Here is an 18,389-nt window from a genome sequence, read left to right on the forward strand (position 1 = left end):
CTATGACTGCCTATGCTGCGATAAATGCCGTATCAGGCTGCGATCTGGCCGCCGGCGGCTTCGATCGCGGCCTTGGCGCCAGCGGTGGCGCCCAGACCCTTGATCGTCACCTTGCGGGTCAGCTCGCCGGCCTTGATGACCTTGGCGCTCTTGACCAGGTCGCCGACCAGGCCAGCCTGCTTCAGGACCAGCAGATCGACTTCGGCCGCTTCCAGGCGCTCGATGTCACGCAGCGTGACTTCGGCGGTGAACGCCTTGGTCAGCGAGGTGAAGCCGCGCTTCGGCAGGCGACGATACAGCGGCATTTGACCGCCTTCGAAGCCGACCTTGTGGAAGCCGCCCGAACGCGACTTCTGACCCTTGTGACCGCGACCGGCGGTCTTGCCCAGGCCGGAGCCGATACCGCGGCCGACGCGACGCTTGGCGTGCTTCGAACCGGCGGCCGGTTTCAGGTTGTTCAGTTGCATCTTGCTCTCCAAGTCCCGATCAGGCCAGAACCTTGACCAGGTACGAGACCTTGTTGATCATGCCGCGCACGGCGGGCGTGTCCTGCAGCTCCGACACCGAGTTGATGCGGCGCAGGCCCAGGCCACGAACGGTGGCGCGATGATCCTCGCGCGTGCCGATCAGGCTGCGCACGAGTTGCACTTTTACGGTTTTCTGCGACATTGCGTTCACCTTAACCCAGGATGTCTTCGACCGACTTGCCACGCTTGGCGGCGATTTCGCCCGGCGTGCTCATCTTCTGAAGGCCGTCCAGCGTGGCGCGAACCATGTTGTACGGGTTGGTGGAGCCGTGCGACTTGGTCACCACGTTGGTGACGCCCATCACTTCGAAGATCGCGCGCATCGGGCCGCCGGCGATCACGCCGGTACCTTCCTTGGCGGGCATCATCAGCACCTTGGCGGCGCCGTGCTTGCCAACGACTTCGTGTTGCAGCGTGCCGTTCTTCAGCGAGACCTTGACCATCTTGCGACGGGCTTCGTCCATTGCCTTCTGAACAGCAACCGGCACTTCCTTGGCCTTGCCCTTGCCCATGCCGATGCGGCCATCGCCGTCACCGACCACGGTCAGCGCAGCGAAACCGAGAATCCGGCCACCCTTCACCACCTTGGTGACACGGTTGACCGAGATCATCTTCTCGCGGAGGCCGTCGTCGCGTTCGTCCTGTTGGACTTTTGCTTGCATCTTTGCCATGACGTATCTCTCTCTATGCGCTTAGAACTTCAGGCCGGCTTCGCGGGCGGCGTCTGCCAGGGCCTTGACGCGGCCATGGAAACGGAAGCCGGCGCGATCGAACGCGACGGTTTCCACGCCGGCAGCCTTCGCCTTCTCGGCGATGCGCTTGCCCACGACGGTAGCGGCAGCGGCGGTAGCGCCCTTGCCATCCAGTTCCTTGCGCACTTCCACCTCTGCGGTCGAAGCCGAAGCCAGCACCTTGGTGCCGCACTCCGAGAAGACCTGGGCGTAAATATGCGAATTCGTACGGAACACGGTCAGACGATTGACTTTCATCTCCGCGATCTTGGCGCGGGTCTGACGTGCACGGCGCAAACGAGCGTCTTTCTTGTTCATCATTGCACCCCTTACTTCTTCTTGGTTTCCTTCAGGATGACGCGCTCGTCGCTGTAACGCACACCCTTGCCCTTGTAGGGCTCGGGCGGACGGTACGCGCGGACTTCCGCGGCAACCTGACCGACTTTCTGCTTGTCCGCACCCTTGATCAGGATTTCGGTCTGCGTCGGCGTTTCGGCCTTCACGCCTTCCGGCATCTCATGGATCACGTCGTGCGAGAAACCAAGCTGGAGCTTCAGCGCAGTGCCTTGCAGCTGGGCACGATAGCCCACGCCAACGAGGTTCAGCTTGCGCTCGAAACCGGTGGTCACGCCCTTGACCATGTTCGCCGCCAGGGCGCGCATGGTGCCTTGCAGGGCGTTTGCTTCACGCGACTCGTCAGCCGGTGCGAAGGTCAGCGTGTCGTTCTCGACATTGACCTTGACCAGGCTGTGAATCGGTTGCGACAGCGTACCCAGCGGACCCTTCACGGAGAGCACGCCAGCTGCCACGTTCACTTCCGCGCCCTTGGGGAGCGCGATGGGAGCCTTACCTACACGGGACATGGTTCTCTCCTTAAGCGACGTAGCAGAGAACTTCGCCGCCCACGCCGGTGGCGCGAGCCTTGCGGTCGGTCATCAGACCCTGCGGGGTCGAGATGATCGCCACACCGAGGCCGTTCATCACTTGCGGGATGTCGCTGCGGCCCTTGTACACGCGCAGGCCGGGCTTCGAGACGCGCTCAATGCGCTCGATCACCGGACGGCCGGCGTAGTACTTGAGACCGATGCTCAGTTGTGCCTTGCCGCCATCTTCCTGGACGGCGTAGTCGTCGATATAGCCTTCGTCCTTCAGGACCTTGGCGATTGCCACTTTCAGCTTCGACGACGGCATGACAACCGACGCTTTCTGCACGCCCTGGGCGTTGCGGATGCGCGTCAGCATATCGGCGATAGGATCGCTCATGCTCATACTGTTTCTCCTGTAGCCTGTGCGTAATTACCAGCTGGCTTTCGTCAGACCCGGGATTTCGCCCTTGAAGGCGATTTCGCGGATCTTGTTACGCGCCAGGCCAAACTTGCGGAAGGTACCGCGGGGACGACCGGTGATCGCGCAGCGGTTACGCTGGCGGGTCGGGTTCGCGTTGCGCGGGAGCTGTTGCAGCTCGAGACGCGCGCTGTAACGCTCTTCTTCCGACTTTTCTTGGTCGTCGATAATGGCCTTGAGGTTGGCGCGCTTGGCGGCGTACTTCGCCACCAGCTTGGCGCGCTTCTTCTCACGTTCAATCAGAGCCAGTTTAGCCACGGTTACCCCTTAATTGCGGAACGGGAACTTGAACGCACCGAGGAGTGCCTTGGCTTCCTCGTCGTTCTTTGCCGTCGTCGTGATGCTGATGTTCAGACCACGCAGTGCGTCGATCTTGTCGTACTCGATTTCGGGGAAAATGATCTGCTCTTTCACACCGATGTTGTAGTTGCCGCGACCGTCGAACGAACGGCCCGACACACCACGGAAGTCACGCACGCGCGGCAGGGCCACGGTGACGAAACGATCGAGGAATTCGAACATGCGCTCGCCGCGCAGGGTCACCATCGCACCGATGGGGTAGCCCTGGCGGATCTTGAAGCCGGCGATAGCCTTCTTGGCCTTCGTCACGACCGGCTTCTGACCGGCGATCTTGGTCAGGTCGCCGACAGCGTTCTCAATGATCTTCTTGTCATTGATGGCTTCGCCAAGACCCATGTTCAGGGTGATCTTGGTGATGCGCGGCACTTCCATGACCGACTTGTAGCCGAACTGTTCGATCAGCTTCGGCACAACCTGTTCTTTGTAAAACTCTTGCAGACGTGCTGCCATGCTCAACTCCTATACGTGCCCAGAATCAAGCTGCCACGACGGCGCCGGTGGTCTTCAGCACGCGCACGCGCTTGCCGTCTTCCACCTTGATGCCGACGCGCGACGGCTTGCCATTGGCATCCACGAGCGCAACGTTGGAAATATGCAGGGGCATGACCTTGTCGACCACACCACCGGTAGTGCCTAGCATCGGGTTCGGGCGCGCATGCTTCTTGGCGATGTTCACGCCTTGCACCGCGACCTTGTCGCCGAGGACGGCCTGCACGGTACCGCGCTTGCCCTTGTCCTTGCCGGTCAGCACGATGACTTCGTCGCCTTTGCGAATCTTGTTCATGGCGGCTCCTTACAGCACTTCCGGAGCGAGCGACACGATCTTCATGAAGCGCTCGGTACGGAGTTCACGAGTCACCGGCCCGAAGATACGGGTGCCGATCGGCTCGAGCTTGTTGTTCAGCAGGACGGCGGCGTTGCCGTCGAACTTGATCAGCGAACCGTCAGCGCGGCGCACGCCCTTGGCGGTACGCACGACGACGGCGTTGTAGATGTCGCCCTTCTTGACGCGACCGCGCGGCGCTGCGTCCTTGACGGTCACCTTGATGATGTCGCCAACGCTTGCGTAGCGGCGCTTGGAGCCACCCAGCACCTTGATGCACAGCACTTCGCGCGCACCAGTGTTATCGGCCACTTCGAGCCGGCTTTCTGTCTGAATCATGGTGTTTGTCTTCCCAACTTAATCCGCCAGGTGCGATAGCGCCCGTCGGTCAGTCTTGGTCCCGTCGGTTCCGGCCTTGCGCCAGCACCGTATGGGTTGATCAACTTTGAAGTCGGTAGGAGCCCGGCAAATCCGACGAAACCTCATCGAAGCCGCCTGGCCCTGGCTCGCTCAACAGGCCCGCCCGGGTGGTACAGCTAAGGCGAACGCAATAAAGCGGAAGTCCAGGATTATAGCTACATAATCCTGGACTTGCAAGTCAAGCTAAGAACGTGTTGTTCTTAGATGACGCGTGCAGCCTCTACCAGCCGGGAAACCACCCAGGACTTGGTCCGCGACAGCGGACGGCCTTCCTGGATTTCGACCTTGTCGCCTTCCTTGTACTGGTTGGCTTCGTCGTGTGCGTGGTACTTCTTGGAACGCAGCACGTACTTGCCGTACAGGGGATGCTTGACGCGGTTTTCCACCAAGACCGTAACGGTCTTGTCCATCTTGTCGCTCACGACACGGCCGACCAGGGTGCGGCGAAGCGACGTTTCCGTTTGTGCAACTTCAGTCATTTCGCGTTCGCCTTTTGAGTCAGCACGGTTTGCACGCGCGCGATGTCCTTGCGAACCTTCTTCAGCTGGCTGGTGTTCTGCAGCTGTTGGGTTGCCTTTTGCATGCGCAGGCTAAATTGGGCCTTCAGCAGCTCGGAGAGCTCCTGGTTCAGGCCTGCGGCGTCCTTGCCGCGAAGTTCGGATGCTTTCATTCCTGCTCTCCTTACGTCCCGACCTGGCGCACCACGAAATTGGTGGCGATCGGCAGCTTGGCCGCCGCGAGGCGGAACGCCTCACGTGCCAGGTCTTCGCTCACGCCATCCATTTCGTACAGCATCTTGCCCGGCTGGATTTCAGCCACGTAGTACTCCGGATTGCCCTTGCCGTTACCCATACGGACTTCGGCGGGCTTCTTCGAGATCGGCTTGTCCGGGAAAATCCGGATCCAGATGCGGCCGCCACGCTTGATGTGGCGGGTCATCGCACGACGTGCCGACTCGATCTGACGAGCCGTCAGGCGGCCACGGCCCATGGCCTTCAGGCCGAATTCGCCGAAAGACACGGCGTTACCACGGGTAGCCTTACCCGTGTTGCGGCCTTTCTGCTCCTTGCGGTATTTTCTGCGCTTAGGTTGCAGCATCGTTATTCTCCACTCTTCGCATCTGCGCCAGGCGCAGCGCGGCGACCGGCACCGGCACCGCCGCGGCGGTTGCCACCCGGACGGCCTTCGCCTTCACGGCGGCGGCCTTCCGGACGACCCGGGCGACGACGACGGTCGTCCTGCGGCTCTTCCACCACCGGCGCGTCATTGCGGCCGAGGTGATCCCCCTTGTAGACCCACACCTTGACACCGATGATGCCGTAGGTGGTTTCTGCTTCGGAGAAGCCGTAGTCGATGTCGGCGCGCAGGGTGTGCAGGGGCACACGGCCTTCGCGGTACCACTCGGTACGTGCGATTTCGATACCGTTCAGACGGCCGGCGCTCATGATCTTGATACCCTGGGCGCCCAGGCGCATCGCGTTCTGCATGGCGCGCTTCATGGCGCGGCGGAACATGATGCGGCGCTCGAGCTGCTGGGTGATCGAATCGGCGATCAGCTGAGCATCGGTTTCCGGCTTGCGGATTTCCTCGATGTTCACGTGCACGGGCACGCCCATGCGACGCTGCAGTTCGGCCTTCAGCAGTTCGATGTCCTCACCCTTCTTGCCGATCACCACGCCCGGACGCGAGCTGTAAATGGTGATGCGGGCATTGCGGGCGGGGCGCTCGATCACGACGCGGCCAACCGATGCGTTCTTGAGCTTCTTCTTCAGGAAGTCGCGAACTTCGATGTCTTCCTTCAGCATGCCGGCGAACTTCGTGTTGCTGGCGTACCAGCGCGAAGCCCAGTTACGGCTGACAGCCAGACGGAAGCCAGTCGGATGAATCTTCTGTCCCATCGTGACTCCTTAGTTGCCGAGCGTCACAGTGATGTGACAGGTTTGTTTCTCGATGCGGTTGCCGCGGCCCTTTGCCCGTGCCGTGAAGCGCTTGAGCGAGGTTGCCTTGTCGACGTAGATCGATTTGACCTTGAGTTCGTCGATGTCGGCGCCTTCGTTGTGCTCGGCGTTGGCGATGGCCGATTCGACCACCTTCTTCACGATCCCGGCAGCCTTTTTCGGGCTGAACGTCAGGACGTTGAGCGCGCGCTCGATCGGCAGACCACGGATCTGGTCAGCGACCAGGCGCGTCTTCTGGGCGGAGATGCGGGCACCGCGATGAATCGCTTTCACTTCCATGATGGCACCTTACCTCTTCGCTTTCTTGTCAGCCGCGTGGCCCTTGAACGTGCGGGTGATCGCAAATTCGCCGAGCTTGTGGCCAACCATGTTTTCCGTAACGTACACCGGCACGTGTTGACGGCCGTTGTGAACGGCAATCGTCAGGCCGATGAACTCCGGCAGAATGGTCGAGCGGCGCGACCATGTCTTGATGGGCTTCTTGTCCTTGCCGCTCGTTGCAACTTCCACCTTCTTCAGCAGGTGGGCGTCGCAGAACGGACCCTTTTTAGCGGAACGAGTCATATCTTTAGCTCCTACCTACCGATTAACGCTTGTGGCGCTTCTGGACGATCATGCTGTCCGTGCGCTTGTTGCTGCGGGTACGGTAACCCTTGGTCGGGGTACCCCACGGCGACACCGGATCACGACCGGCAGCGGTCTTGCCCTCGCCACCACCGTGCGGGTGGTCGACCGGGTTCATCACGACACCACGGACCGTCGGGCGGATACCGCGCCAGCGGGTCGCACCGGCCTTGCCGATGACGCGCAGGCTGTGCTCTTCGTTGCCCACTTCACCAACGGTGGCGCGGCACTCGATGTGCACGCGGCGCACTTCGCCGGAGCGCAGGCGAACCTGGGCGTACAGGCCTTCGCGGGCCAGCAGCACGGCGGAGCCGCCCGCGGCACGTGCGATCTGCGCGCCCTTGCCCGGCAGCATTTCCACGTTGTTGATCGTGGTACCGACCGGAATGTTGCGGATCGGCAGGTTGTTACCGGCCTTGATCGGCGCTTCCGAGCCGTTCAGCAGCTGCTGGCCGGCAACCATGCCCTTGGTGGCGATGATGTAGCGGCGCTCGCCGTCGGCGAACACGACCAGCGCGATGTTGGCGCTGCGGTTCGGATCGTATTCCAGGCGCTCGACGCGGGCGGGGATGCCGTCCTTGTCGTTGCGCTTGAAGTCGACCACGCGGTAGTGGTGCTTATGACCACCGCCCTTGTGGCGGGTGGTGATATGACCATTGTTGTTACGGCCCGACTTCTGGAATTGCTTTTCCAGCAGCGGCGCGTACGGGGTGCCCTTGTGAAGGTCCTTGTTGACCACCTTCACCATCGAGCGACGACCCGGGGAAGTCGGCTTGGTCTTGACGAGTGCCATGATTACTTGGCCTCCGCTTCAAAATTGATTTCCTGACCCGGCTTCAGCGACACGTAAGCTTTCTTCACGTGGTTGCGACGGCCCATGAAACGGCCGAAGCGCTTCTGCTTGCCCTTCTGGTTCAGGATCTGAACGGACTGCACCTCGACCTTGAACAGCAGTTCGACGGCGGCCTTCACTTCTGCCTTGTTGGCATCGCGGGCCACTTCGAACACGACCTGTTCATTCTTGTCGGCGACCAGGGTTGCCTTTTCGGAAACCACCGGCGCGAGCAGCACCTGCATCAAACGATGATCGTTCTTGGCTACTTGCGTCATTTCAGCAACTCCTCGATCTGCGCGACGGCCGCCTTGGTCACCAGCACCTTCTTGTAGTGCACGAGCGACAGCGGATCAGCCTGGCGCGGCTCCACGACTGCCACGTGCGGCAGGTTGCGCGAAGCCAGGTAGAGGTTTTCGTCGAGGCTGTCGGTGATGATCAGCACCGAGTCCAGGCCCATGGCCTTGAACTTTTCGGCCAAGAGCTTGGTCTTGGGCGCGTCGACAGTGAAACCGTCCACCACGTTGATACGACCTTCACGTGCGAGCTGCGAGTAAATCGAGCGCATGCCGGCACGGAACATCTTCTTGTTGACCTTCTGGCTGAAGTTCTCTTCCGGCGAATTCGGGAAGATACGGCCGCCCCCGCGCCACAGCGGCGAGGAAGACATACCGGCACGAGCACGGCCCGTACCCTTCTGGCGCCACGGCTTCTTGGTCGTGTGCTTGACCTCTTCACGATCCTTCTGCTTGCGGTTACCGCTGCGCGCGTTGGCCTGGTAAGCGACGACGATCTGGTGAACGAGGGCTTCGTTGTAGTCACGGCCGAACACTTCGGGCGAGGCTGCGACGCCTGCACCGACTTGGCCATTGTCCTGGAGGAGCTTGAGTTCCATTACATGCGCTCCTTAAGCTTTGGCTTTGGCCTTGACGGCCGGGGTAACGATGACCTTGCCGTTCTTGGAGCCAGGGATGGCACCCTTGACCAGCAGCAGCTTGCGCTCTGCGTCGATCTTGGCGATCTCCAGGTTCTGCACGGTGCGGGTGACATCGCCCAGGTGACCGGTCATGCGCTTGCCCGGGAACACGCGGCCCGGATCCTGCGCCATACCGATCGAGCCCGGCACGTTGTGCGAGCGCGAGTTACCGTGGGTGGCACGGCCGGAGGCGAAGTGATAGCGCTTGATGGTACCGGCGTAGCCCTTACCGATGGTCACGCCCTGCACGTCGATCTTCTGACCGACTTCGAACAGGTCGACCGACAGCGAACCGCCAGCTTGCAGTTCGGCAGCCTTGGCTGCGTCGATACGGAATTCGCGGATGATTTCGCCGGCTTCCACGCCGGCTTTGGCGAGGTGACCCGCCAGCGGCTTGGTAACGCGGCTTGCGCGTCGTGCGCCGAAGGTGACTTGAACCGCGGTATAACCGTCGGTCTCGTCCGTCTTGATTTGCGTCACGCGGTTGTCGCCGACCTCGACCACGGTCACGGGAATCGCTTCACCGTCGTCCGTGAAAATACGGGTCATGCCAACCTTGCGACCTACAAGGCCAAGGCTCATGGTTTGCTCCATTCCCAGCTGCGATTGGCCGGGGCTGATTGATACACGAAAACTGTGCTTGCGCTTGTGCGCGGATGGACTTGCGCTAAAGAAGACTGCGCGCGGCCAAAATGGCCAGCCCACTACCCGAGGAAACGGGTAGCCTTACACTATATCGCAGCAGTTTGGAAAGGGCAATATGAATTGCGGATTCCCGTGCAATGTTGTAGGCAGGGACGACGCGGCAGTGACGCTTGCGCTGCCTGGCTGTGGTGAAGAGACGACGGGCCGGTGTCAATGCGGCCCGTACGGCACAGCAGCAGAGACGTCAGGCAGCGACGCGGACGAACTTTGCAGCGATCGAGTACCAGCGCCTCACTTGCCCTCGCTCTGCGGCCAGCGCGCCATCAGCGTGTTCGACGGCAGCGTTTCATCGAGCAGCTTGCGTGCAGTCTCCACGCCCGCCACCGGCAAACCCGCCGGATCCAGCTTGCCGATCTGCACCAGCACGCTGGCCTGGTCCCAGTAGATGTGCTCGTGGTACAGCTTGTCGCCGCGGAACTTGACGATGGCGATCAGCGGGATCTCCACGCGCTTGCCGGTGGGCGGCACGCCAGGCAGCATCCAGTCGATCTCGCAAGTATGGGTGAAGCAGAACAGCAGTTCGTCGACGATCTGCGTGGCACCCACGGTGCGCGACAGCGGGATCAGCGTCGTGTCCGGCGGATTGCTGTGCACGAAGTGGTGCTGGTAGAAGCGGCGCAGCTGGGCGTAGCCGACGCCGCCGGTCATGGTCGGGATATGGTTCACATAGGGCTGCGCCACCATCGTGGCCATGGTCGCATCGACATCGCGGGTGGCGAATTCATACTCGCAGTGCCTGTCCCACAGCGCCGAGAAGTCGTAATGCGGCCCGATCTCGCGGCGCAGCGCGGCGATCGAGCGCTGGTGCGCCATCAGCGCCGAGGGCTTGTCGAAGTGCTCGCCGCCTGCGCGCGCGAAGGCATGGTCGACGCCGGGATAGACGTACACCTCGATGTGGTCCCGGCCGGCCAGCGCCTCGCCGATCGCCGCCTGCGCCTGGGGCGGGCAGAAGCCATCCTTCTGCGCGATATGCACCACCAGGCGGCCGCGCACATTGGCGGCCTCGTCCAGCGCATGCTCGATGCCCACGCCGTAGTACGCCACCGCGCAGGCGACGTCGGGCAGCCGGCAGGCCGCCAGGTAGGCCAGCTTGCCGCCCAGGCAGAAGCCCAGCACGCCGGTCTGGCCGATGCATTCGGGCCGCGCCCGCAAGGCATCCAGCGCGGCGCCCACGTCCTGGACGCCCCTGGCTTCGTCAAACTGCTGGTACAGCCCGAGCGCGCGCTGGAAGTCCGCGCCGCGGTCGGTCAGCTCGATCCCCGGCGCGATGCGCCAGAACAGGTCGGGCACCAGCACCGTATAGCCTTCCTCGGCGTAGTAGTCGGCCACCTCGCGCATGGTGGCATTGACGCCGAAAATCTCCTGGCACAGCACGATGCCGGGGCCCTTGCCCGCCGCAGGGGTGGCGAGATACCCGCTGAACGTGCCGTCGCGGGTCTGGATCTGGATGGTCTGGCCCATGGCCTGCGCTCCTTGTCGTTCTCTGTTGACTGACAGCTGGTGGAAGGTCGCGCTGCCGTGCGGGATTGCCATCATGGTGGCAGCGCACCGCAGCAACGTGGCCGCTGGCTGCAGCGGCTGTCCGATTAGTGCAGGAAAATCCGGCTTCGGTCAACGCAAGGCCGGGGGCGCGGGGTCGAGCCGCTATGGCGGTTGCGTCGACCATGCCGCGCGCCTGGCGAAAACAAAAACGGCGAACCGAGGTTCGCCGTTTTGCTGCATCAGGCCGCCTGGGCGGCCCGAAACATCTTTACACCTTGATCTCGACGTCCACGCCTGCCGGCAGGTCGAGCTTCATCAGCGCGTCAACCGTCTTGTCGGTCGGGTCGACGATGTCCATCAGGCGCTGGTGCGTGCGGATCTCGAACTGATCGCGGCTGGTCTTGTTGACGTGCGGCGAACGCAGGATGTCGAAGCGCTGGATGCGGGTCGGCAGGGGCACCGGGCCCTTGACGATCGCGCCGGTACGCTTGGCGGTATCCACGATTTCGGCGGCCGACTGGTCGATCAGGCGATAGTCGAAAGCCTTCAGGCGGATACGGATCTTCTGGTTCTGCATGATATTTCCTTAAAAGAGCGATTGGGCAAGCTGCCCGTTGAATGGGGACATGCCCGCAGGCATGTCCCAGGAAGTGCTTAGTCGAGGATCTTTGCCACGACGCCGGCGCCGACGGTACGGCCACCTTCGCGGATGGCGAAGCGCAGGCCTTCTTCCATGGCGATCGGGGCGATCAGCTTGACGGTGATCGACACGTTGTCACCCGGCATGACCATTTCCTTGTCCGCCGGCAGCTCGATCGAGCCGGTCACGTCGGTGGTACGGAAGTAGAACTGCGGGCGGTAGTTGTTGAAGAACGGGGTGTGACGGCCGCCTTCGTCCTTCGACAGGATGTACACCTCGCCGGTGAAGTGGGTGTGCGGCTTGATCGAACCCGGCTTGCACAGCACCTGGCCGCGCTCGACGTCTTCACGCTTGGTGCCGCGCAGCAGCAGACCGACGTTGTCGCCAGCCTGGCCCTGGTCCAGCAGCTTGCGGAACATTTCCACGCCGGTGCAGGTGGTCTTCACGGTCGGCTTGATACCGACGATTTCGATTTCTTCGCCGACCTTGATCACGCCGCGCTCGATACGGCCGGTCACCACGGTGCCGCGACCCGAGATCGAGAACACGTCTTCCACCGGCATCAGGAAGGTACCGTCAACGGCACGCTCCGGCGTCGGGATGTAGTTATCCAGCGCATCGGCCAGGCGCATGATGGCTTCTTCGCCCAGGTCGCCCTTGTCGCCTTCCAGCGCCAGCTTGGCCGAACCCTTGATGATCGGGGTGTCGTCNCAGGTCGCCCTTGTCGCCTTCCAGCGCCAGCTTGGCCGAACCCTTGATGATCGGGGTGTCGTCGCCGGGGAATTCGTACTTGGAGAGCAGCTCGCGCACTTCCATCTCGACCAGCTCGAGCAGTTCGGCGTCGTCCACCATGTCGCACTTGTTCAGGAACACGATGATGTACGGAACGCCAACCTGGCGGGCCAGCAGGATGTGCTCGCGCGTCTGCGGCATCGGGCCGTCAGCGGCCGAGCACACCAGGATCGCGCCGTCCATCTGGGCGGCACCCGTGATCATGTTCTTCACGTAGTCGGCGTGGCCCGGGCAGTCAACGTGCGCGTAGTGGCGGTTGGCCGTTTCGTATTCGACGTGGGCGGTATTGATGGTAATACCGCGGGCCTTCTCTTCCGGCGCTGCGTCGATTTCGTCGTACTTCTTGGCCGCACCACCGAACTTCGCTGCCAGCACCGTGGCGATCGCTGCGGTCAGCGTGGTCTTGCCATGGTCAACGTGACCAATCGTACCAACGTTCACGTGCGGCTTGGTCCGCTCGAACTTTTCCTTTGCCATTTTTTTAGCTCCTAATGGAATGCAGTCTTGTCGATTCATCACGCCGCCGCACCCGGATGGGTTGCGGCGGCATACAGCTTATTTACTTGCCCTTGGCGGCCATCACGGCTTCGGCGATGTTCTTCGGCGCCTCGGCGTAGTGCTTGAATTCCATGGTGTACGTGGCGCGGCCTTGCGTGGCCGAGCGCAGCGCCGTGGAATAACCGAACATTTCCGACAGCGGGACTTCGGCCTTGATGATCTTGCCGCCGCCCACCATGTCGTCCATGCCCTGCACGATGCCGCGGCGGGACGACAGGTCGCCCATCACGGTACCGGTGTAGTCTTCCGGCGTTTCCACTTCCACGGCCATCATCGGCTCGAGCAGAACCGGGCTGGCCTTGCGCATGGCTTCCTTGAAAGCCATCGAGCCGGCCATGCGGAACGCGTTTTCGTTCGAGTCCACGTCGTGGTACGAACCGAACGTCAGCGTGACCTTCACGTCCACCACCGGGAAGCCAGCCAGGATACCGGCCGTCAGCGTGTCGACGATACCCTTTTCGACCGCCGGGATGTATTCGCGAGGAATCACACCGCCCTTGATGGCGTCGATGAACTCGAAGCCCTTGCCCGGCTCTTGCGGTTCCAGCGTGATCACGGCGTGACCGTACTGGCCGCGGCCGCCCGACTGCTTGACGAACTTGCCTTCGACGTCCTCGGCCTTCTTGCGAATGGTTTCGCGGTAGGCCACCTGCGGCGCGCCGATGTTGGCTTCCACGCCGAATTCGCGCTTCATGCGGTCGACCAGGATTTCGAGGTGGAGCTCGCCCATGCCCGAAATGATGGTCTGGCCCGATTCTTCATCGGTGCGCACGCGGAACGACGGATCTTCGGCGGCCAGGCGGTTCAGGGCGATGCCCATCTTTTCCTGGTCGGCCTTGGTCTTCGGCTCGACGGCCTGCGAGATCACCGGCTCCGGGAACACCATGCGCTCGAGCACGATCGGGGCAGCCGGATCGCACAGCGTGTCGCCCGTGGTGGCGTCCTTCAGACCCACTGCAGCGGCGATGTCGCCGGCCAGCACTTCCTTGATTTCTTCGCGCTGGTTGGCATGCATCTGCAGAATACGGCCGAGGCGTTCCTTCTTGCTCTTGACCGGGTTGTACACGGTGTCGCCCGAATTGATCTTGCCCGAGTAGACGCGGAAGAAGATCAGCTGGCCAACGAACGGGTCGGTCATGATCTTGAACGCCAGTGCCGAGAACTTTTCGTTGTCGTCAGCCTTGCGCTCGAGCTTCTTCTCGCTGTCGTCCTCGTCCGTGCCCGTAACCGGCGGAATGTCGACCGGCGACGGCAGGAAGTCGATCACGGCGTCGAGCATACGCTGCACGCCCTTGTTCTTGAACGCGGTGCCGCACAGCATCGGCTGGATTTCGCAGGCGATGGTACGGTCACGCAACGCCTTGACGATCTCGGCGCGGGTCAGCTCTTCGCCGCCCAGGTACTTTTCCATCAGCTCTTCGCTGGCTTCGGCGGCGGACTCGACCATCTTCTCGCGCCATTCTTCAGCGGTGGCTTGCAGCTCGGCCGGGATGTCGCGGTATTCGAACTTCACGCCCTGGCTGGCTTCGTCCCAGATGATCGCCTTCATTTCCAGCAGGTCGATCACGCCCTGGAATCCGTCTTCAGCGCCGATCGGCACCACGACGGGCACCGGGTTGGCCTTCAGGCGGGTCTTCAGCTGGTCGTAGACCTTGAAGAAGTTCGCGCCGGTACGGTCCATCTTGTTGACGAATGCCAGGCGCGGCACGCGGTACTTGTTGGCCTGACGCCAGACGGTTTCCGACTGCGGCTGCACGCCGCCCACTGCGCAGTACACCATGCACGCGCCGTCCAGCACGCGCATGGAACGCTCCACCTCGATGGTGAAGTCGACGTGGCCCGGGGTGTCGATGATGTTGAAGCGGTGCTCGGGGTAGTTGCCGGCCATGCCCTTCCAGAAGGCGGTGGTGGCAGCGGAGGTGATGGTGATGCCACGCTCCTGCTCCTGCTCCATCCAGTCCATGGTGGCGGCGCCGTCGTGCACTTCACCGATCTTGTGGTTCACACCGGTGTAGAACAGGATGCGCTCGGTCGTGGTGGTTTTACCCGCGTCAATGTGAGCCGAAATACCGATGTTACGGTAACGCTCGATGGGAGTCTTACGAGCCACTTTAATCCTCTATTCGTCCGTGAGGCGCCGGCATCTCATGGCCCGCGCCCCTAACACAAACGGGCGAGATGTGTAAAAACACAGCCCGCCCGGCAACCAACAATGTTTTCGCTCGCTTTAGAAGCGGAAGTGCGAGAACGCCTTGTTGGCTTCGGCCATGCGGTGCACTTCGTCGCGCTTCTTCATCGCGCCGCCACGGCCTTCCGATGCTTCCAGCAGCTCACCTGCCAGGCGCAGCGCCATCGACTTCTCGCTGCGTTTCTTCGCGGCCTCACGCAGCCAGCGCATCGCCAATGCCAAACGACGCGACGGACGGACTTCGACCGGAACCTGATAGTTGGCGCCGCCCACGCGACGGCTCTTCACTTCCACCACCGGCTTCACGTTGTTGATGGCAACGGAGAACACTTCGATGGGGGCCTTGCCTGCCTTCTTTTCGATCTGGTCGAACGCGCCGTACACGATGCGTTCGGCAACCGACTTCTTGCCGTCCAGCATCAGCACGTTCATGAACTTGGCAACTTCAACGTTGCCGAACTTCGGATCAGGCAGAACGTCCCGCTTCGGGACTTCACGACGACGTGGCATCTTCTTTCCTTTAGATTCAGTTGAGAGCGCGGTCAGAGTTTCCCGCTCTCCGGCCACCAACTAGCTTGCATGCAAAGACAGCAAATTCGCCGGGTGACCACTTACTCGACGGCACGGTTGCCAAAAAGGCGCTCCGTTGTACCGCCGCCTGGTGACAGCACCATGACTTGCGCCACAGGCTATCGACTGTTGCTTCGGGCCTTGCGGGCCCAGGCTGCCGAAACTTAGGCTGCCTTCGGACGCTTCGCGCCGTACTTCGAACGGGCCTGCTTGCGGTCCTTCACGCCTTGCAGGTCCAGCGAGCCACGGACGATGTGGTAACGCACACCCGGCAGATCCTTCACACGGCCGCCGCGGATCAGCACGACCGAGTGTTCCTGCAGGTTGTGGCCTTCACCGCCGATGTACGAAATGACTTCGAAACCATTGGTCAGGCGCACCTTGGCGACCTTACGCAGTGCCGAGTTCGGCTTCTTCGGCGTCGTGGTGTACACACGGGTGCACACGCCACGGCGCTGCGGGCAGTTCTCAAGCGCCGGGCTCTTGCTCTTGACGACTTCCGAGACACGCGGCTTGCGAACCAGTTGGTTGATAGTTGGCATTGTTCAATCCAGCTTGGTTTTTACGAAAAACGCCCCTCGTGCCGGCATGCGCCAGGCGGGAGAGGCAACTACGGGTTTTGGGCGGGAGAGGTGAGCGGGCGCTCTGGAGACGGGACTGTGCGGTAACAGCATGGCCAAAGAGCGCGAGCCGGCACCCGGATCCCGCGTCTGCCGCCACCCGTCCATGGAAATCCAGTCCGGTAGGCTTGCCGGCAGCGACCTGAAGGCCACTTGTCCGACGGGCGAGCGAAATCCAAAGCCAAAAACTCGAATCTGGCATCCTAGCAGCGGAATCGTATACCGTCAAGCCGTATACCCGCCTGGGCACCCCGCCCAGGCGCTAACCTCGGGGTCAGACCGCCCGCAGCGCCGCCAGGATCGACTGCCCGTAGCGCTCCAGCTTGGACGCGCCGATGCCGGGAATGCCCTGCATCGCGGACAACGAGTCCGGCGCGGTCCGGGCCAGCTCCGCCAGCGTGGCGTCATGGAAGATGACGTAGGCCGGCACCCCATGCTCGCGCGCGGCTTCGGTGCGCCAGCGCCGCAGCGCCTCCCAGTTGGCCAGCGTGTCGGCGTCCATGTCGGCGGTATGGTCCGGGCGCGTGCCGCGCGCGGCGCGCTCGCCGGACTTGCCGGGCCGGGTGGCCTGGCGGCGCAGGATGATCTGGCGTTCGCCCTTGAGCACCGCGCGCGCTTCCTCGCCCAGCAGCAGCGCGCCATGGCCGCCGTGGTCGATGGTCAGCAGGCCCTGCGCGATCAGCTGGCGAAACACCGTGTGCCACTCATGCACCGAGCGGTCCTTGCCGATGCCGAAGGTGGACACCTTGTCGTGCCCCCACTGGCGGATCTTCTCCGAGGCATTGCCGCGCAGCACGTCGATCAGGTGGGTGGCGCCGAAGTGCACGCGGCTGGCCTGCGCGGTACGGTAGACGCAGGACAGCGCCATCTGCGCCTCGCGCGTGCCGTCCCACGTCGCGGGCGGCTCGAGGCAGGTGTCGCAGTTGCCGCAGGGTTCGCTGGCCTCGTTGAAATACGCCAGGATGCGCACGCGCCGGCAGCCCGCGGTTTCGCACAGGCCGAGCAGCGCATCGAGCTTGGACGACGACACGCGCTTGAAGGCCTCGTCGGCCTCGGACTCGTCGATCATGCGCTTCTGCTGCACCACGTCGCCCAGGCCGTAGGCCATCCAGGCATTGGCCGGCAGCCCGTCGCGGCCGGCGCGGCCGGTTTCCTGGTAATAGCCTTCCATGCTCTTGGGCAGGTCCAGGTGGGCGACAAAGCGCACGTCGGGCTTGTCGATGCCCATGCCGAAGGCGATGGTCGCCACCATCACCAGCCCTTCCTCTTCGCGAAAGCGCGCCTGGTGGTGCTGGCGCACCTGGGCGTCCATGCCGGCGTGGTAGCCGAGCGCATTGATGCCCTGCCCGCTCAGCCACTGCGCGGTGTCCTCGACCTTCTTGCGCGACAAGCAATAGACGATGCCGCTGTCGTGGGTGCCGTCGGCCGCGGTATGTTCAGCCCTGATAAAGGCCAGCAGCTGCTGGCGCGCATTGTCTTTCTCGACAATGCGGTAGCGGATGTTGGGCCGGTCGAAGCTGGAGATGAAGATGCGCGCATCGTGCAGCGCCAGCCGCTCGACGATCTCGTCGCGCGTCAGGGCGTCGGCGGTCGCGGTCAGCGCGATGCGCGGCACGTACGGGAAGCGCTCGTGCAGCACCGACAGCTGGATGTACTCGGGGCGGAAGTCATGGCCCCATTGCGACACGCAGTGGGCTTCGTCGATGGCGAACAGGCCGACGCGGGTGCGCTCCAGCAAGTCGAGGAAGCGCGGCGTCATCAGCCGTTCCGGCGCCACGTAGAGAATTTCGATGCGTCCCGCCAGCAGGTCGCGCTCGACCGCCGAGGCCTCGGCGCCGGTCAGCGTCGAGTTGAGCACCGCGGCGCGCACGCCGGCCTCGGTCAGCGCCGCGACCTGGTCCTGCATCAGCGCGATCAGCGGCGACACGACGATGCCGACGCCATCGCCTGAGCGCTGGCGCAGCAGCGCCGGGATCTGGTAGCACAGCGACTTGCCGCCGCCGGTCGGCATCAGCACCAGGCAATCGCCCCCGGTGGCGACGTGGTCGATGATCTCGGCCTGGCGCCCGCGGAAGGCGTGGTAGCCGAAGACATCCTTGAGGATCGCCAGTGCTTGCGACATGGACAACGGAAATGCTGGAGCCGGAAAAGCCGTAACCTTACCACTAAGGGGGCCGGCCGCCGCGCCCGCGCGGCAAACTCTCCGATGTTTCTCACGAAAGCGCGGCGCCGCACGCGG

At 62.9% G+C, this 18,389-nt stretch carries 26 protein-coding genes and 1 pseudogene; all 27 read right to left on the reverse strand.

What is annotated here, in order from left to right; genetic code table 11:
• Positions 1-32: 32 nt before the first annotated feature.
• A complete protein-coding gene (gene rplO / locus CBM2594_RS15685; protein WP_012354135.1) occupies positions 33-467 on the reverse strand; it encodes a 50S ribosomal protein L15 in 435 nt (144 codons plus the stop codon).
• 19 nt (positions 468-486) lie between these two features.
• A complete protein-coding gene (rpmD, locus tag CBM2594_RS15690; RefSeq protein ID WP_010812381.1) occupies positions 487-669 on the reverse strand; it encodes a 50S ribosomal protein L30 in 183 nt (60 codons plus the stop codon).
• Between the two features lie 10 nt (positions 670-679).
• The gene (gene rpsE / locus CBM2594_RS15695) at positions 680-1,198 is read right to left on the reverse strand and encodes a 30S ribosomal protein S5 (RefSeq protein ID WP_006160449.1); all 519 of its coding nucleotides are present in this window, start codon (positions 1,196-1,198) and stop codon (positions 680-682) included.
• A 21-nt stretch (positions 1,199-1,219) separates the two neighbouring features.
• Positions 1,220-1,576 (reverse strand): 50S ribosomal protein L18, encoded by a 357-nt coding sequence (gene rplR / locus CBM2594_RS15700; protein ID WP_010812382.1) that lies wholly within the window; start codon positions 1,574-1,576, stop codon positions 1,220-1,222.
• Between the two features lie 11 nt (positions 1,577-1,587).
• Positions 1,588-2,121, reverse strand: a complete 534-nt coding sequence (rplF, locus tag CBM2594_RS15705) for a 50S ribosomal protein L6 (protein WP_012354137.1) — start codon at positions 2,119-2,121, stop codon at positions 1,588-1,590.
• Positions 2,122-2,131: 10 nt separating this feature from the next.
• Positions 2,132-2,527, reverse strand: coding sequence for a 30S ribosomal protein S8 (rpsH, locus tag CBM2594_RS15710; protein ID WP_010812384.1), 396 nt, complete (start codon positions 2,525-2,527; stop codon positions 2,132-2,134).
• Between the two features lie 27 nt (positions 2,528-2,554).
• Positions 2,555-2,860 (reverse strand): 30S ribosomal protein S14, encoded by a 306-nt coding sequence (rpsN, locus tag CBM2594_RS15715; RefSeq protein WP_010812385.1) that lies wholly within the window; start codon positions 2,858-2,860, stop codon positions 2,555-2,557.
• Between the two features lie 9 nt (positions 2,861-2,869).
• Complete coding sequence (gene rplE / locus CBM2594_RS15720; protein WP_010812386.1) at positions 2,870-3,412, reverse strand: 50S ribosomal protein L5; 543 nt, start codon at positions 3,410-3,412, stop codon at positions 2,870-2,872.
• Positions 3,413-3,437: 25 nt separating this feature from the next.
• On the reverse strand, positions 3,438-3,746 hold the full coding sequence (gene rplX, locus CBM2594_RS15725) for a 50S ribosomal protein L24 (RefSeq protein ID WP_010812387.1): 309 nt from the start codon (positions 3,744-3,746) through the stop codon (positions 3,438-3,440).
• A gap of 9 nt (positions 3,747-3,755) precedes the next feature.
• Positions 3,756-4,124 carry a 50S ribosomal protein L14 gene (rplN, locus tag CBM2594_RS15730; protein ID WP_010812388.1) on the reverse strand — a complete coding sequence of 123 codons (369 nt, stop codon included), beginning with the start codon at positions 4,122-4,124 and terminating at the stop codon, positions 3,756-3,758.
• A gap of 281 nt (positions 4,125-4,405) precedes the next feature.
• A complete protein-coding gene (gene rpsQ / locus CBM2594_RS15735) occupies positions 4,406-4,684 on the reverse strand; it encodes a 30S ribosomal protein S17 (RefSeq protein ID WP_116357621.1) in 279 nt (92 codons plus the stop codon).
• Positions 4,681-4,875 (reverse strand): 50S ribosomal protein L29, encoded by a 195-nt coding sequence (rpmC, locus tag CBM2594_RS15740; protein WP_010812390.1) that lies wholly within the window; start codon positions 4,873-4,875, stop codon positions 4,681-4,683. The genes rpsQ and rpmC overlap by 4 nt, the downstream gene beginning before the upstream one ends.
• An 11-nt stretch (positions 4,876-4,886) precedes the next feature.
• Positions 4,887-5,303, reverse strand: a complete 417-nt coding sequence (gene rplP / locus CBM2594_RS15745) for a 50S ribosomal protein L16 (protein WP_010812391.1) — start codon at positions 5,301-5,303, stop codon at positions 4,887-4,889.
• A 2-nt stretch (positions 5,304-5,305) separates the two neighbouring features.
• Complete coding sequence (gene rpsC / locus CBM2594_RS15750) at positions 5,306-6,103, reverse strand: 30S ribosomal protein S3 (RefSeq protein ID WP_010812392.1); 798 nt, start codon at positions 6,101-6,103, stop codon at positions 5,306-5,308.
• Between the two features lie 9 nt (positions 6,104-6,112).
• Positions 6,113-6,442: a 50S ribosomal protein L22 gene (gene rplV / locus CBM2594_RS15755; RefSeq protein WP_003271370.1), complete on the reverse strand. Its 330-nt coding sequence runs from the start codon at positions 6,440-6,442 to the stop codon at positions 6,113-6,115.
• 9 nt (positions 6,443-6,451) lie between these two features.
• A complete protein-coding gene (gene rpsS, locus CBM2594_RS15760) occupies positions 6,452-6,727 on the reverse strand; it encodes a 30S ribosomal protein S19 (RefSeq protein ID WP_012354138.1) in 276 nt (91 codons plus the stop codon).
• A gap of 22 nt (positions 6,728-6,749) precedes the next feature.
• Positions 6,750-7,580: a 50S ribosomal protein L2 gene (gene rplB / locus CBM2594_RS15765; protein ID WP_116357622.1), complete on the reverse strand. Its 831-nt coding sequence runs from the start codon at positions 7,578-7,580 to the stop codon at positions 6,750-6,752.
• Positions 7,581-7,582: 2 nt separating this feature from the next.
• Positions 7,583-7,897 carry a 50S ribosomal protein L23 gene (gene rplW / locus CBM2594_RS15770; RefSeq protein ID WP_006576245.1) on the reverse strand — a complete coding sequence of 105 codons (315 nt, stop codon included), beginning with the start codon at positions 7,895-7,897 and terminating at the stop codon, positions 7,583-7,585.
• Positions 7,894-8,514: a 50S ribosomal protein L4 gene (rplD, locus tag CBM2594_RS15775; RefSeq protein ID WP_116357623.1), complete on the reverse strand. Its 621-nt coding sequence runs from the start codon at positions 8,512-8,514 to the stop codon at positions 7,894-7,896. The genes rplW and rplD overlap by 4 nt, the downstream gene beginning before the upstream one ends.
• A 12-nt stretch (positions 8,515-8,526) precedes the next feature.
• Positions 8,527-9,177, reverse strand: coding sequence for a 50S ribosomal protein L3 (rplC, locus tag CBM2594_RS15780; protein ID WP_010812397.1), 651 nt, complete (start codon positions 9,175-9,177; stop codon positions 8,527-8,529).
• 354 nt (positions 9,178-9,531) lie between these two features.
• On the reverse strand, positions 9,532-10,761 hold the full coding sequence (locus CBM2594_RS15785; RefSeq protein WP_116357624.1) for a dienelactone hydrolase family protein: 1,230 nt from the start codon (positions 10,759-10,761) through the stop codon (positions 9,532-9,534).
• Positions 10,762-11,050: 289 nt separating this feature from the next.
• Positions 11,051-11,359: a 30S ribosomal protein S10 gene (gene rpsJ / locus CBM2594_RS15790; protein WP_006160488.1), complete on the reverse strand. Its 309-nt coding sequence runs from the start codon at positions 11,357-11,359 to the stop codon at positions 11,051-11,053.
• 77 nt (positions 11,360-11,436) lie between these two features.
• Positions 11,437-12,691, reverse strand: a pseudogene (gene tuf, locus CBM2594_RS15795) (elongation factor Tu).
• Positions 12,692-12,773: 82 nt separating this feature from the next.
• A complete protein-coding gene (gene fusA, locus CBM2594_RS15800; protein WP_116357625.1) occupies positions 12,774-14,882 on the reverse strand; it encodes an elongation factor G in 2,109 nt (702 codons plus the stop codon).
• A gap of 117 nt (positions 14,883-14,999) precedes the next feature.
• Positions 15,000-15,470, reverse strand: coding sequence for a 30S ribosomal protein S7 (gene rpsG, locus CBM2594_RS15805; RefSeq protein ID WP_010810459.1), 471 nt, complete (start codon positions 15,468-15,470; stop codon positions 15,000-15,002).
• A 224-nt stretch (positions 15,471-15,694) separates the two neighbouring features.
• On the reverse strand, positions 15,695-16,072 hold the full coding sequence (rpsL, locus tag CBM2594_RS15810; RefSeq protein WP_010810460.1) for a 30S ribosomal protein S12: 378 nt from the start codon (positions 16,070-16,072) through the stop codon (positions 15,695-15,697).
• Between the two features lie 352 nt (positions 16,073-16,424).
• The gene (recQ, locus tag CBM2594_RS15815) at positions 16,425-18,272 is read right to left on the reverse strand and encodes a DNA helicase RecQ (RefSeq protein WP_116357626.1); all 1,848 of its coding nucleotides are present in this window, start codon (positions 18,270-18,272) and stop codon (positions 16,425-16,427) included.
• Positions 18,273-18,389: the final 117 nt, after the last annotated feature.

Source organism: Cupriavidus taiwanensis, assembly GCF_900249755.1.
Taxonomy (GTDB): domain Bacteria; phylum Pseudomonadota; class Gammaproteobacteria; order Burkholderiales; family Burkholderiaceae; genus Cupriavidus; species Cupriavidus taiwanensis_D.

Coding starts and splice junctions, on each gene's coding strand:
- rplE (WP_010812386.1), bottom strand. CDS start 3,412: ATGGCAGCACGTCTGCAAGAGTTTTACAAAGAACAGGTTGTGCCGAAG.
- rpsJ (WP_006160488.1), bottom strand. CDS start 11,359: ATGCAGAACCAGAAGATCCGTATCCGCCTGAAGGCTTTCGACTATCGC.
- rplW (WP_006576245.1), bottom strand. CDS start 7,897: ATGACGCAAGTAGCCAAGAACGATCATCGTTTGATGCAGGTGCTGCTC.
- rplD (WP_116357623.1), bottom strand. CDS start 8,514: ATGGAACTCAAGCTCCTCCAGGACAATGGCCAAGTCGGTGCAGGCGTC.
- rplF (WP_012354137.1), bottom strand. CDS start 2,121: ATGTCCCGTGTAGGTAAGGCTCCCATCGCGCTCCCCAAGGGCGCGGAA.
- rpsE (WP_006160449.1), bottom strand. CDS start 1,198: ATGGCAAAGATGCAAGCAAAAGTCCAACAGGACGAACGCGACGACGGC.
- rplP (WP_010812391.1), bottom strand. CDS start 5,303: ATGCTGCAACCTAAGCGCAGAAAATACCGCAAGGAGCAGAAAGGCCGC.
- rplN (WP_010812388.1), bottom strand. CDS start 4,124: ATGATTCAGACAGAAAGCCGGCTCGAAGTGGCCGATAACACTGGTGCG.
- rpsH (WP_010812384.1), bottom strand. CDS start 2,527: ATGAGCATGAGCGATCCTATCGCCGATATGCTGACGCGCATCCGCAAC.
- rplX (WP_010812387.1), bottom strand. CDS start 3,746: ATGAACAAGATTCGCAAAGGCGACGAAGTCATCGTGCTGACCGGCAAG.
- rplB (WP_116357622.1), bottom strand. CDS start 7,580: ATGGCACTCGTCAAGACCAAGCCGACTTCCCCGGGTCGTCGCTCGATG.
- rplR (WP_010812382.1), bottom strand. CDS start 1,576: ATGAACAAGAAAGACGCTCGTTTGCGCCGTGCACGTCAGACCCGCGCC.
- rplC (WP_010812397.1), bottom strand. CDS start 9,177: ATGAGCCTTGGCCTTGTAGGTCGCAAGGTTGGCATGACCCGTATTTTC.
- rpsG (WP_010810459.1), bottom strand. CDS start 15,470: ATGCCACGTCGTCGTGAAGTCCCGAAGCGGGACGTTCTGCCTGATCCG.
- rpsS (WP_012354138.1), bottom strand. CDS start 6,727: ATGACTCGTTCCGCTAAAAAGGGTCCGTTCTGCGACGCCCACCTGCTG.
- CBM2594_RS15785 (WP_116357624.1), bottom strand. CDS start 10,761: ATGGGCCAGACCATCCAGATCCAGACCCGCGACGGCACGTTCAGCGGG.
- rplO (WP_012354135.1), bottom strand. CDS start 467: ATGCAACTGAACAACCTGAAACCGGCCGCCGGTTCGAAGCACGCCAAG.
- rpsC (WP_010812392.1), bottom strand. CDS start 6,103: ATGGGACAGAAGATTCATCCGACTGGCTTCCGTCTGGCTGTCAGCCGT.
- rplV (WP_003271370.1), bottom strand. CDS start 6,442: ATGGAAGTGAAAGCGATTCATCGCGGTGCCCGCATCTCCGCCCAGAAG.
- rpsQ (WP_116357621.1), bottom strand. CDS start 4,684: ATGACTGAAGTTGCACAAACGGAAACGTCGCTTCGCCGCACCCTGGTC.
- rpsL (WP_010810460.1), bottom strand. CDS start 16,072: ATGCCAACTATCAACCAACTGGTTCGCAAGCCGCGTGTCTCGGAAGTC.
- rpmD (WP_010812381.1), bottom strand. CDS start 669: ATGTCGCAGAAAACCGTAAAAGTGCAACTCGTGCGCAGCCTGATCGGC.
- rpmC (WP_010812390.1), bottom strand. CDS start 4,875: ATGAAAGCATCCGAACTTCGCGGCAAGGACGCCGCAGGCCTGAACCAG.
- recQ (WP_116357626.1), bottom strand. CDS start 18,272: ATGTCGCAAGCACTGGCGATCCTCAAGGATGTCTTCGGCTACCACGCC.